The 13,557-nt window shown below is 32.0% G+C and carries 10 protein-coding genes; 6 read left to right on the top strand and 4 right to left on the bottom strand.

The window, feature by feature from the left end; translation table 11 throughout:
- Positions 1 to 240 precede the first annotated feature (240 nt).
- Both kdsA and recQ read right to left on the bottom strand, forming a co-directional pair.
- Positions 241 to 1,050, bottom strand: a complete 810-nt coding sequence (gene kdsA / locus ACFSSE_RS13655) for a 3-deoxy-8-phosphooctulonate synthase (protein WP_379040300.1) — start codon at positions 1,048 to 1,050, stop codon at positions 241 to 243.
- 189 nt (positions 1,051 to 1,239) lie between these two features.
- Positions 1,240 to 3,429, bottom strand: a complete 2,190-nt coding sequence (gene recQ / locus ACFSSE_RS13650) for a DNA helicase RecQ (RefSeq protein WP_379040301.1) — start codon at positions 3,427 to 3,429, stop codon at positions 1,240 to 1,242.
- Positions 3,430 to 3,523: 94 nt separating this feature from the next.
- Here recQ and ACFSSE_RS13645 point away from each other — a divergent pair, with 94 nt between their 5' ends.
- The 4 genes from ACFSSE_RS13645 to ACFSSE_RS13630 all read left to right on the top strand — a co-directional run bounded on the left by ACFSSE_RS13645 (position 3,524) and on the right by ACFSSE_RS13630 (position 7,747).
- Entirely contained in the window at positions 3,524 to 4,489 is a 966-nt protein-coding gene (locus tag ACFSSE_RS13645; protein WP_379040302.1) for a KpsF/GutQ family sugar-phosphate isomerase, read from the top strand.
- Between the two features lie 11 nt (positions 4,490 to 4,500).
- Positions 4,501 to 5,586 carry a mannose-1-phosphate guanylyltransferase gene (locus ACFSSE_RS13640; RefSeq protein WP_379040303.1) on the top strand — a complete coding sequence of 362 codons (1,086 nt, stop codon included), beginning with the start codon at positions 4,501 to 4,503 and terminating at the stop codon, positions 5,584 to 5,586.
- 407 nt (positions 5,587 to 5,993) lie between these two features.
- Positions 5,994 to 7,214 (top strand): TCR/Tet family MFS transporter, encoded by a 1,221-nt coding sequence (locus ACFSSE_RS13635; RefSeq protein WP_379040304.1) that lies wholly within the window; start codon positions 5,994 to 5,996, stop codon positions 7,212 to 7,214.
- Positions 7,215 to 7,252: 38 nt separating this feature from the next.
- A complete protein-coding gene (locus ACFSSE_RS13630) occupies positions 7,253 to 7,747 on the top strand; it encodes a GtrA family protein (protein WP_379100982.1) in 495 nt (164 codons plus the stop codon).
- On the opposite strand, the gene ACFSSE_RS13625 is transcribed toward ACFSSE_RS13630, so the two are convergent.
- Positions 7,744 to 7,956 carry a DUF3820 family protein gene (locus tag ACFSSE_RS13625; RefSeq protein ID WP_379040306.1) on the bottom strand — a complete coding sequence of 71 codons (213 nt, stop codon included), beginning with the start codon at positions 7,954 to 7,956 and terminating at the stop codon, positions 7,744 to 7,746. The genes ACFSSE_RS13630 and ACFSSE_RS13625 overlap by 4 nt on opposite strands.
- An 82-nt stretch (positions 7,957 to 8,038) precedes the next feature.
- Positions 8,039 to 8,389 (bottom strand): bleomycin resistance protein, encoded by a 351-nt coding sequence (locus tag ACFSSE_RS13620; protein ID WP_379040307.1) that lies wholly within the window; start codon positions 8,387 to 8,389, stop codon positions 8,039 to 8,041.
- Between the two features lie 164 nt (positions 8,390 to 8,553).
- Between ACFSSE_RS13620 and recD the strand changes: the two genes are divergently transcribed.
- Positions 8,554 to 10,338: an exodeoxyribonuclease V subunit alpha gene (recD, locus tag ACFSSE_RS13615; RefSeq protein ID WP_379040309.1), complete on the top strand. Its 1,785-nt coding sequence runs from the start codon at positions 8,554 to 8,556 to the stop codon at positions 10,336 to 10,338.
- 2 nt (positions 10,339 to 10,340) lie between these two features.
- The gene (gene recC / locus ACFSSE_RS13610) at positions 10,341 to 13,556 is read left to right on the top strand and encodes an exodeoxyribonuclease V subunit gamma (RefSeq protein ID WP_379040311.1); all 3,216 of its coding nucleotides are present in this window, start codon (positions 10,341 to 10,343) and stop codon (positions 13,554 to 13,556) included.
- Position 13,557: the final 1 nt, after the last annotated feature.

Below are 13,557 nucleotides of genomic sequence, written 5' to 3'. Positions count from 1 at the left end.
ACACCTCAGGAGTTTGGAGAGCTATTAATTCAATCCAAAACAGCAACATACATATTGGCTTTTATATATCTAAAGTAACGCTTCTCAAAAAACAATAATCTGACAATAAAAAATCTCTATAAACTATTGCAATCACAGTTTAAATATGATATAAACAATTAATAACTAGTAATTTTCAATAGAAAATTAACAAAAAAAGCCCTCAAAAGATAGCTTTTTTTGTTAAAATTAACAAATCGATTACAAGATAGACTGCCTAACCCTCACCAACTTCTCCAACAAACCTTCCAGCAAATCTAACTTTAACATATTAGCAGCGTCAGATTTTGCATTTGATAAATCGGGGTGAGTTTCAATAAACAAACCATCCGCACCAACAGCAATGGCAGCTTTCGCTATGGTTTCTATTAAGGCAGGTTTACCGCCAGTTACACCAGAAGCTTGGTTAGGCTGTTGTAATGAATGGGTACAATCCATAATTACTGGAACGTTGAAAGCTCTCATTTCTGGTATTCCTCTAAAATCAACTATCAAATCTTGGTATCCAAACGTGTTTCCTCTATCTGTTAATAAAACATTTGGGTTGCCGTTTTCAGTAATTTTATCAACTGCATATTTCATTGAGCCAGCAGAAAGAAACTGACCTTTTTTAACATTTACCACTTTGCCGGTTTTAGCGGCTGCCATTAATAAATCTGTTTGCCGACAAAGAAACGCCGGTATTTGTAAAACATCAACATAAGCTGCTGCCATTGCAGCCTCTTGGCTTTCGTGAATATCTGTCACTGTTGGAATACCAAACTCCTTACCTATCTTTTCCAAAATTTTTAAAGCTTTTTCATCTCCAATTCCTGTAAAAGAATCTAATCGAGAGCGATTTGCTTTACGGTACGAACCTTTAAAGATGTAAGGAATATTAAGCTTATCTGTAATTTTTACAATTTTTTCTGCAATTCTAAATGCTATTTCTTCGCCTTCTATGGCGCATGGACCAGCCATTAAAAAGAAATTATTTGAATCGGTATTTTTTAATTTTGGAATGTTCAACATTTTAATGAGTGAAGTTTTGAATTTTTAATGTTCAAATTAATTTTGAGGGATAGAATGAGTGAAGGATAGATTTTACTAAGCCTTCACTATTAAATATTATTTAAATTTTGAATTACTATTTCGTTTATCAATCAGCTTTAAGATTAGAATATTAAATAGGTCTTTTTACTTATGACTTTTTACTTAAAACTAATTCCCTAATTCAGACATAAACTTAATCCTCATTAATTGAATTTCCTCTCGGTTATAATCATCTGTACCTAATTCTTCTAAAGCTTTATCAATAGAATCCACATCGGCGGTTCTGAAATAATCAAAAACTTCGTCTTGACGGTCATCATCAATTACTTCATCAATAAAATAATTAAGGTTCAATTTTGTTCCAGAACCAACAATAGATTCTACTTCTTTTAAAATATCTTCGTAAGAGATTCCTTTAGATGCAGCAATATCTTCTAATGATATTTGACGGTCAATATTTTGAATGATTGACACTTTTAAAGCCGATTTATTTGCAGTTGTTTTTACCACAAAATCTATTGGCCTATCAATATCGTTTTCTTCTACATATTTCTTAATTACTTCTATAAAGGCAGCGCCAAATTTAGCTGCTTTACCATTTCCAACACCAGAAATGTTTTTCAGCTCTTCCATAGAAATTGGGTAATGTGTACACATTTCATCCAAAGAGGGGTCTTGAAAAACTACAAACGGAGGAAGATTTTTCTGTTTAGCAAGTTTCTTCCTTAAGTCTTTAAGAATTTTTAAAAGTTCTGCATCAACTGCGCCTCCACCTTGTTGATGGTTATCATCATTATCTTCTCTTATAGCTTCCATTTCTCGGTTCATAATAAAACGAAGCGCATAAGGACTTTCAATAAAAGCTTCTCCTGATTTTGATAGCCTTAATAAGCCAAAATTATCAACATCTTTTATGATAAAATTATCTAACAAGGCTTGTCTTAAAACAGATTTCCAAAGTAATATACCTTCTTCTTTGCCTTTACCAAAATATTTTGTTTGGTGGTGTTTGTATGATTGTATCTGAGCAGTTTCTAAACCCAACAGCACATTAATAATATAATGATCGTCAAATTTTTCACCAAACTCTTTAATCATATTTAAAACAACTGCTAAGGGTTCTTCGGCATTAAAATGTTCTTTTTTCGCTCGGCAATTATCGCAATTATTATTACAGCCTACTTCATTAAAGTTTTCTCCAAAATAATGTAATATTTGTTTTCTTCTACAAACTGCGGATTCTGAATAATCAATAACTTCTTTAAGTATTTGTGTGCCTATTTCTCTTTCAGAAACTGGCTTGTCTTTCATAAATTTAGCTAGCTTGTCAACATCTTTTTCAGAGTAAAAAGCTATGCAAATTCCTTCTCCACTATCACGACCAGCTCTACCAGTTTCTTGGTAATAGCCTTCCATACTTTTTGGAATATCGTGATGTATCACATAACGCACATCGGGTTTATCTATACCCATACCAAATGCAATAGTTGCTACAATCACATCAACATCTTCCATCAAAAACTTATCTTGCGTATCGGCTCTAACTTTTGGATCTAAACCGGCATGATAAGGCAATGACTTTATACCGTTAATTTCCAGAGCATTACTTACCTCTTCAACCTTTTTTCGGCTTAAGCAATAAATAATACCAGATTTGCCCATGTGGCTTTTGATGTATTTAACAATCTCTTTTATAACATCGTTTTTAGGGCGTACATCATAAAATAAATTAGGACGGTTAAAAGAAGATTTAAACAAATTCGCATTTGTCATCTGTAAATTCTTCTGAATATCATACTGAACTTTGGGAGTAGCAGTAGCTGTTAAAGCAATCAATGAAATATCATCACCAATGTTATTAATAACCTGACGTATTTTACGATATTCCGGTCTAAAATCATGTCCCCACTCAGAAATACAATGAGCTTCATCAATAGCTACAAAAGATATTTTCAATAGCTTTAAGAAATCAATGTTATCTTGCTTAGTTAAAGATTCTGGTGCAACGTAAAGCAATTTAGTTTCTCCAGCTAAAACATCTTGTTTAACCTTTGCAATTTCTGTTTTATTTAAAGATGAATTCAGAAAATGAGCAATACTATCTCTACCACCAAAAGCTCTTAACTGATCTACTTGGTTTTTCATTAAAGCAATTAACGGAGAAATCACTAAAGCGGTTCCCTCACTCATTAAAGCTGGCAATTGGTAACAAATAGATTTACCTCCACCTGTTGGCATTATAACAAACGTGTCGTTTTTTTCTAAAATACTATTAATAATGGCCTCTTGGTCACCTTTAAAGTTGTTAAAGCCGAAAAACGTTTGTAAGTTGTCTATTAAAGATTTTTTAATCTGCATTTTTATTGTCATAAAAAACAGCTCATGCTGATTTTAGACTTGAAAATAACATATTTTTGTGATATAACTATATTTAATTATAAAATTTACAAATTTGAAGTCATCTCAAGAAATTTTAGAGATTGCAAACCGCACCATTTCCTTAGAAGCAGAAGCCATCAAACAGCTTCAATTACAGCTATCTAAGGACTTTGCTTTACTTGTTAAAGAAATCATTAATCTTAAAGGAAGGCTTATTATAACAGGTGTTGGTAAAAGTGCAATTATTGCTCAAAAATTAGTTGCTACTTTTAATTCTACAGGTACGCCTTCTGTTTTTATGCATGCAGCAGATGCTGTACATGGCGATTTAGGAATAATACAAAAAGATGATTTGGTATTGTGCCTTTCAAAAAGTGGAAATACTGCCGAAATAAAAGTTTTGATTCCTTTGCTGAAACAAGGTGATAATCTTTTAGCCTGTATTGTTGGTGAAAAGGAATCGTATTTGGCAAAACAGTCTGATTTTGTTTTAGATGCTACTGTTGCCATTGAAGCTTGTCCAAACAATTTAGCACCCACTACTAGTACTACAGCACAATTGGTTTTAGGTGATGCCTTAGCCGTTTGTTTATTAGAGTGCAGAGCGTTTTCTAAAGAAGATTTTGCAAAATACCATCCTGGAGGAGCTTTAGGTAAAAAGCTTTATTTAAAGGTTTCTGATTTATGTTCTCTTAATGAAAAACCAGAAATTTCAATTGATGCTTCAATTAAAGATGCCATACTAGAAATTACTAAAAAAAGATTAGGCGTTGTAGCTATAGTAGAAAATAATGAACTTAGAGGCGTAATAACAGATGGCGACTTAAGAAGAATGATGGAGAAATACGAGTCATTTGAAAAGCTTAAAGCTGTTGATATAATGAATCACAACCCTAAAACCATTGATTTTAATGAAATGGCAATTCATGCGCTAAATCAAATGAAGCAGTTTAATATCACAAGTTTAATAGTAACAAAACAAAACAATTACGAAGGAGTAGTACATTTACACGATTTACTTAAAGAAGGAATTATATAATTAACAACCTCATGAATAAAAACAATTATGCCTTAATAATGGCAGGTGGTATTGGAAGCAGATTTTGGCCTGTAAGCAGAACCACATATCCTAAACAGTTTTTAGACGTTTTAGGAACAGGAAAAAGTTTGATTCAAAACACTTTTGAACGTTTTAAAAAGATTTTACCAGTTGAAAACATATATATTTTAACAAACGAAAATTATTTTGACCTCGTAAAAGAACAATTACCAGAATTAACTGATAACCAAATTATTGGCGAACCTATTATGCGTAATACCGCACCTTGTATTGCTTATGGTTGCTATAAAATTAATCAGATTGATAAAGATGCTCAAATTGTGGTTGCCCCATCAGATCATTTAATTTTAGAAACAGAAAACTTTATAAATTCAATTAACCAAGCCTTACTTGCTAGTAAAGCTCATAATTGTTTAATTACTTTAGGAATAAAACCTTCTAGACCAGATACCGGCTATGGCTACATACAATATGCTAACGAAACCATTGAAGAAAATTTACACAAAGTAAAAACTTTTACAGAAAAACCAAATTTAGAAATTGCCGAAACATTTTTAGCGAGTGGTGATTTCTTATGGAACTCTGGAATTTTTATTTGGAGCGTTGGTGCTATTATTGAAGCATTAGACAATCATTTGCCTGATATGAGTGAAATATTTAGAGACGGTAAAAATCAATATAATAGCCCTGCTGAAAAAGATTTTATACAGTCTGCTTTTCAACGTTGCCCAAGTATTTCTATTGATTATGGTATAATGGAGAAAGCTGATAACGTTTTTGTAATGCCTTCTGAATTTGGGTGGTCAGATTTAGGTACTTGGACTTCTGTTTATGAATTAGCTGATAAAGATTATGTTGGCAATGCGGTCATCAATTCAGAAAAAGTGATGATGTATAATTCATCGAATTGCATGGTAAACGTACCTTCTGATAAATTGGTGATTTTGCAAGATTTACATGATTTTATAATTGTAGAATCTAATAATACTTTGATGATTTGCCCACGTGATAAAGAGCAACATGTTAAGCAGGTTGTTGCAGATGTTAAACAAAAATTTGGGAATAGGTATATTTAGATTATGCTTAAAGCTGAATGCTTAAAGCTGATATACAAAATATAATTTCCTGTTTGAAGATTAATTAAATGCTTTAGCTTTTTAAAAGCTAAGGCTTTTTTTATGATTTATTTGGTAAATGTTTTTCTCCCGCAGATTTCGCTGATTTACGCAGATATTTTTATATTTTTTATGTACACAGCTCAGTGTTCTTTGCGTCCTCTGTGATAAAATCATCATCAATGAAAATAAAAACACAATGAATTTACATTAGCTGTTTGTTTTTTTATAACCACAGAGAACACAGAGGTAACGGAGATAGATGGCTATCTAAAAATATAATTTATAAAATTTACAAAAGAAATCTCCTATCTCTAAACTAAACTTCTAAAAGAATTTTTGTAGTAAATTCCACATCTTTGCAAAACATGGCAAAAAATGGCAAAGCTTCTTTAGGTTTTATATTCATCACTTTATTAATTGATGTAACTGGTTTAGGAATCATCATTCCGGTTTTACCTACTTTAATTTCCGAATTAATTAACGGTAACTTAAGTGACGCTGCTAGTTACGGTGGCTGGCTTACTTTTGCTTATGCCTTTATGCAATTTATCTGTGCCCCTATTTTAGGTAATTTAAGTGATAAATTTGGAAGAAGACCAGTTTTACTTTTCTCTCTATTTGGATTTGGTATAGATTATCTTTTTTTGGCCTTTGCACCTACAATATGGTGGTTGTTTGTTGGGCGAATTATAGCAGGTGTTACAGGTGCGAGTTTCACCACTGCATCAGCCTATATTGCAGACATTAGCACTCCAGAAAAGAGAGCTCAAAACTTTGGTTTAATTGGTGCTGCCTTTGGTGTAGGTTTTATTTTAGGACCAGTAATGGGCGGCTTATTAGGCCAATTTGGTTCTCGAATTCCGTTTTTTGCAGCCGCAGGTTTAAGTCTTTTAAACACACTTTATGGTTATTTTGTATTGCCAGAATCTTTACCTTTAGAAAAAAGACGGCCTTTTGTTTTAAAAAGAGCCAATCCTTTTGGTTCTTTAATGCAATTAAAAAAGTACCCCGCTGTATCTGGTTTAATAATCACCTTAATATTAATGTATACAGCTAATAATGGCTTGCAAAGTACGTGGGCGTATTATGGGATGGAAAAATTTAGTTGGAATGAGGCTTGGGTAGGCTATTCGTTAGGATTTATAGGTTTAATGATTGGTGTTGTACAAGTTGTAATAATACGCTGGGCAATCCCTAAATTTGGACAAGAAAAGAGTTTATACATTGGTTTATCTTTTTATAGTTTAGGTTTATTGCTTTTTGCTTTTGCACCTAACGGTTTATTAATGTTTGTTTTTATAGTTCCTTATTCTTTAGGCGGTATTGCCGGTCCAGCTTTACAAAGTATCATAAGTGGTTATGCACCATCAAATGAGCAAGGAGAATTACAAGGAGCATTAACAAGTTTAATGAGCGCCACAACTATTTTTGCACCACCACTAATGACTATGTTATTTGCTTACTTTACCAGTCAAAATGCACCGTTTCAGTTTCCTGGAGCCCCGTTTTTATTAAGCTCAATATTGATTTTAATTAGTGTGTTTTTAGCACAAAGAAGTTTAAAAGCCCATTCGTCTGTTAATTAAATAGATTAATGTAAAATACTATCTTTGCAGCAATGAGCATGAGTACCCATCATCAGTTTCAGAAATTTTTATTAGGGTTAATAGATTCTTTTTATCCATTATTTAGAAAATTGATCCCTTTGCAGACCTATAGATATGCTGCTTGTGGTGGTGGAAATGCAGTTTTAAACTTTTTGATATTTGCAGTTACAGAGAACTTTGTTGTAAAAAAACAAGTGGTTCATATATTCCCAAATATTGCCATAAGCTCTCACATATTTTCTTTTTTATTAGCTTTTAGTATTACATTTCCTATTGGTTTTTATCTGAATACTTTTGTGGTTTTTGATGGTTCTTACTTACAAAAAAGAGTGCAATTATTCAGGTATTTTTTAATTGTAGGTGTTTGCATCTTTTTAAACTACATTTTTATGAAGTTATTTGTAGATGGTTTAGATTGGTATCCAACGCCATCTTACATTTTTACATTTGTGTTGGTTACTTTGTTTAGTTACTTTTCTCAAAGAAATTTCTCGTTTAAAAAGAAACTCTAACCTCTTCTAAAAGGTTTTAACAATTCTTCTAATCCATTAATTTTAATTTCGTAAATAGTTGCTAATTGCTGGCCTAATTTACCCGGAGGCCAACCTTTGGATGCAAACCATTCTAAGTAAGAAACTGGTAAATCGCACAATAGCCTATCCTTATATTTACCAAAAGGCATTCTAACCTTCACTAAATCCAATAATATTTGAGTATCCATTTATAATTTTATAATAAAAATTGCATAAAGCAAAATGCCGAAGGCTAATAGCTTTTAATCTTTTTTCAAGATGAAAAATTCACTAATTCAAATCTTCACCAAAAGTTAATAAATTACCATCGGGGTCTAAAAGTGAAAATTCTTTTTGTTTCCAAGGTTTATTTTGTAAAGCACCATTTGGATGAATTGGAATATCATTAGCTAACAAAAAATCATAAAAAACTTCAATATCCTTAACTCTAATATAAACTTGCCCATAATTTTCTAAAGGAATAAGGTCTTTAAATTCAAAGAAATGAATTTCAATCTCATCTTTAGTAATCATCAAATAACCTTCATAATCACCAATAACCACAAAACCTAGTTTTTTATAATAGGTAATTATGCTGTTTTTGTTACGCATTGGTAGTTTAGGGCAAACATATTTCAGCATATTTTTCTTTTTGATAAAATTAAGCTTTTGAAATATAGTATTTTACAAATCACTCCAAAAGCTTTCCACAATCTATCGTTCAAACATAATTTTCCCTATATTGAAACTTCAAAAAAATTAGAGCTTTCTAAGCCTGAAATACAGTAATAAAATCAATTTAGCTAATGCAAACTTATAATGATGTACACCAGCAATTTGCTTCTTTCTTTAAAAGCGAAAACTTAAAGCCATTTGCTTATTTAGTTTCAAAAAAATTAAGTGAAGGGCATATTTGTTTGATTTTAGATGCTATTGATTTTGAAAATGAAGAAATTCCGCCTTATTATAAACCTTTAAAGGTTGCTATCAAATATTTAGCAGATGATGGTTTTGTAAGCTCTTCGATAGAAATTAAGAAGCCATTTATTTTATATCAAAACAGGCTTTACTTACAACGCTACTTTCATTACGAAACTCAAATTTTGGAACGTATTAAAGCTTTCACTCATTCAGAAAAAACAGAAGAAGAACAGCGGATTTTATCACTAACAAAACAAAAAGAATTTATAAGTACACTATTTGAAAGTAGATCAGGAATTGTAAACTGGCAATTGGCAGCAGCAGTTAATAGTTATATTAATAATTTCAGCATTATTACTGGTGGCCCTGGCACAGGCAAAACAACTACCGTTGCTAAAATATTAGCTATACTTTTTACACAAAACCCTAACTTAAAGGTAGGTTTAGCAGCCCCAACAGGTAAAGCCGCAGCAAGAATGGCGGAGTCTTTAAAAAACATTTCGTTTGAACTTGATGAAAATATTAAATCTAAATTTCAAGAAATACAACCCAGTACTTTACATCGTTTATTAGGTTACATTCCCGATTCGCCATATTTCAAACACAATCAACAAAACCCATTATTGTTTGATATTTTAATTGTTGATGAATCATCAATGATTGATGTGGCGCTTTTTGCCAAACTTTTAAATGCTGTTGGACAAAACACTAAACTCATTTTATTGGGAGATAAAGACCAGTTGGCATCTGTTGAAGCAGGAAGTTTATTCGGAGATTTATGTATGGCTCAATCACAATTAAACGTTTTTAGCAGCAAACGTTTATCCTTAATTAATTCTTTCATTAATGAGGAAAGCTCCAAAATTCCATCTAATGAGTTAAAAGAAAGCGAACATCCGCTATTTCAACACATTGTAGAATTGCAACATAGCCATAGGTTTAATAGCGAAGAAGGTATTGGTAAATTTAGTACCGCAATTATCAATAATAACATTAATGAAATTCAACTATTTATTGACCAGCAAGTTGATCATAGAATTTTGATAGATACTGAATATAATGAGGTGATTTTTAAAAACTCGGTAAGTAATTACCAGCATTATATTTTAGAACCGGATGTTAAATTGGCCTTAAAAAAACTGAACCAAATTAGAGTTTTATGTGCCATTAGAGAAGGAGAACAAGGTTTATATAACAGTAACAGACGAGTTGAACAGTTTTTATCAGAAAAAGGTTTAATAAAATTAGATAAAGAGTTTTATGAAAATCGACCAATAATGATGACCAGCAACAATTACGATTTAGGTTTATTTAACGGTGATATTGGTTTAATTAGGTATGACGAAAACGGGGTACTGAAAGCTTATTTTGAAAATACAGAAGGAGAAATAAAGCCATTTTTGCCAGGATTATTATCAAAAGTTGAAACAGTTTTTGCAATGACTATTCATAAAAGTCAAGGTTCTGAATTTGACGAAGTACTTATTTTATTGCCCCAAACAGAAGGAATTAATATTTTAACCCGAGAGCTGTTATACACAGGAATTACCAGAGCAAAAAACAAAGTGATTTTGCAAGGTAGCAATGCTGCAATTTTAGAAGCTGCAAACGCACAAGTACAAAGAGCTTCGGGTATTAGTAACCGTTTTTTAAATTCAAATTTAGTTTAGAAATGGCTTTACAATTAAAGGTTTCAAATTCTTTAAATATTTTGGCAAAATATTTTTGCGAAGACTTAAAATCACAAAAAATATCGGTTTTTCAGCCTTATTATTTGGTGACCCAAACCGACGGGATGAATAATTGGCTAAAAATGCAACTGGCAGACAATTTAGGTATTGCCGCCAATTATCGCTTTTTAAAACCTAATGATTTAATTAACCAAATTTATGCGGTTTTAGGTGGAGATTTCATGCAGCCATTATCGGCAGAAAATCAAAGCTGGTTACTGTTTAAAATTTTGGCTGAAAAAGATTTTATAAAACGCTTTAAACATATTGCTGATTACTATACAGAAGATAATCCGGATAAGGATTTAAAAAGAATGGCACTGGCCGAAAAAATTGCCGATTTGTTTGATCAATACCAAATTTACCGACCAGAAATGATTAGGGATTGGAATACGTCAACGCTTCAGGATTTGCAAAAAGACGATTGGCAAATGTATTTATGGATAAAGGCAAAAGAAATATCGGGAGATAAAATGCCTGATAAAACTTTTGTAGGTAATTATATTATTGATGAATTAAAAAATCCAGTATCGCAAAAAAGACTACAAAACAATATGCCTGCTGTATTTTTGTTTGGCTTATCGGTGACTACCGATTTTCACATGCAAATTTTTCATGAAGTAGGTAAAGTAATAGACATTTCTTATTACTTATTAAACCCTGCTCCAGGTTTATATTGGTTTGAAGATTTAAGCGAAAAACAAGCTTTTAGGCTACAAAGAAAGGGATTGTTAGACCATAGCGACAGCAATTTAGGAAACAACTTATTAACCAGTTGGGGAAAAGTAATTCAGCATACTTTTGCCATGCTTTTTAAAAGCGATGAACTGATCAATAATTATGAAGAAGTTGCTATAAGAGAGCCCAAAACTGATACGCTTTTGCATCAAATTCAAAGTGATATTTTCTATAATTTAAGTGATGCCGAGCGAGAAAACATCAGTATTGAAAATATAAAAGATGGCTCGCTAAGCATCCATTCATCTTACACACCTGCCCGTGAGGTTGAGGCTTTGTATAATTTCTTAGTTGGGCTTGTTGATCAAAAAAAAGAAGCGCTTTCTCCCAGAGATATTGTGGTAATGGTGAGCGATATTGACAGTTATGCACCATACATTAAAGCCGTTTTCAGAAACGCACCTTACCAGTTTTATTTTAGCATTGCCGATGAAAGTTATAGCTCTAACGACACTATTGCGGCAGCTTTAATTGCTTTAATGGAAATGAATAGCCAAAACTTTAAAGCCGAAGATGTTTTACAGCTTTTAGATTTTGGTTACATCAGAAAAAGGTTTGGCATTACAGATATTGCTTTAATTAGAAAAGTAGTTGACACGGCAAATATTAGGTTTGGGATTGATGGCGAAATAGCAGACGACAGTGTTTATGTGAGCTGGAATTATGGCTTAGAGAAAATTATTTACGGCATTTGCATGAGTGGCGATGAAGAGTATTTTACAGATGAACATAGCCTTTATCCGGTTGATATGGTGGAAGGAACTGCTGCACAAGAGCTGATAAAATTTGCTCATTTTGTACAAGTTTTAATTGCTTCAATTACATATAGAGATAGAAACCGAAACATTAGCGATTGGGTTAAATACGTAGAAAAACTATTGATTGATTTGGTTTTTGATCCCGGAGAAAATGCCGATGAAGATTATGCGGTTTTATTAAAACAACTGGAGAAATACAACGCTATTAATGCCTTATTAACTGATGATTTAAGCTACCAATTGTTTAGCCATAGTTTCCTAAATTCGGTACAAAGTAGTGTACGCACAGGCTCTTTTGCTGGCGGCGGTATTACTTTTTGCTCATTAATTCCTATGCGAAGCATCCCTTTTAAAGTGGTGGCTTTGTTAGGTTTACATTTCGATAAATTTCCGAGGAAAGAAAATCAGGTTAATTTTAATTTGATGAATAAAAATCCCCGAAAGGGCGATAGAAATGTAAAAGAGAACGATAAACACTTGTTTTTAGAAACACTTTTATCTGCTCAGGATTATTTATACATCAGTTATATTGGGCAAAGTGCAAAAGACAATAGCAGCATCCCTCCTTCTGCCTTGGTTGATGAATTGATTGATTACCTGCAAACAAAATATACAGTTAATGATGAGCTTGCTAAAGAAATTATTGTTAAACATGCTTTACATAGTTTTAGTTTAAAAAACCAGCAAAGTGGCAAAATCAATTATTTAGCTGTTAAGGATAGTGCAAAGCACCGTTTTTTCTTAACCCAACAAAAAGAAGTATTAACTTTTAACCAAATAGCTGTTAAAGATTTTATCAACTTTTTCAAAAACCCTTTTAAAGCTTATTTTAATAAAGTACTCCGCATTTATTACAATAACGACGATACTTTGTTAACCGATACCGAACTTTTTGACATTAACCATTTACAAAGTTGGAGATTAAAGCAAAATTTACTGCATTTAAAACCAACAAAACAAGTTTTATTGAAAGATAGATTGCTAAAAACTGGCGGTTTACCTTTAAAAAATATGGCTAACGTAGTTTTTGAGCAAACCGAAGAAGTAGTAGCCAATATTAGATATTTGTATGATGGCTGTATTGAAAATGAAGAAGAAAAAACGTTAGCTATTGATTTAGATATTGACGAATCGAGAGTAAAGTTTAGCGGTAAAATTGATGGCATTTATGGAAACAAAATGGTAGCCATCGCTTGGTCAAAATCTGAAACTAAATATTTATTAGAGGCCTATTTAAAATATCTTTTGTTGCAAGCAAACGGCTATACTTTAGAGCTACATTACATTAGCGCACACAAAGAATTAATTTACAAAGCTGTCAACATCAATCAGGCGGAAGCCAAAACCAAATTAGTAGAACTGATAGAATTGTATATTAAAGGGCATGAAGAAATTATGGTTTTTTATCCAGATTTAAAGATTAATCCTGCCGATATTGAAAAGTTAAACTACTATAAATTTAAAAAAGCAGTTGATGATAAGCTAAACAATTACAACTTCCCCACTAACGATTTTTATGCTTTAAGTAAATACAAAGACGGTTTTTTTGATGAGGAATATATCAAAGACGATCCTGAGCCTATTGTTTTAAAAAAATACAAAGAAAATTTCGACAAATTAATTAGTCCATTAGCACAAATTTTTCCTAATTATTTTCAATAAA

This window comes from Pedobacter alpinus (genome assembly GCF_042684645.1).
GTDB lineage: Bacteria > Bacteroidota > Bacteroidia > Sphingobacteriales > Sphingobacteriaceae > Pseudopedobacter > Pseudopedobacter alpinus.
Note: the sequence above shows the minus strand (reverse complement) of the source record. Positions and strands in the feature narration are given on the sequence as shown.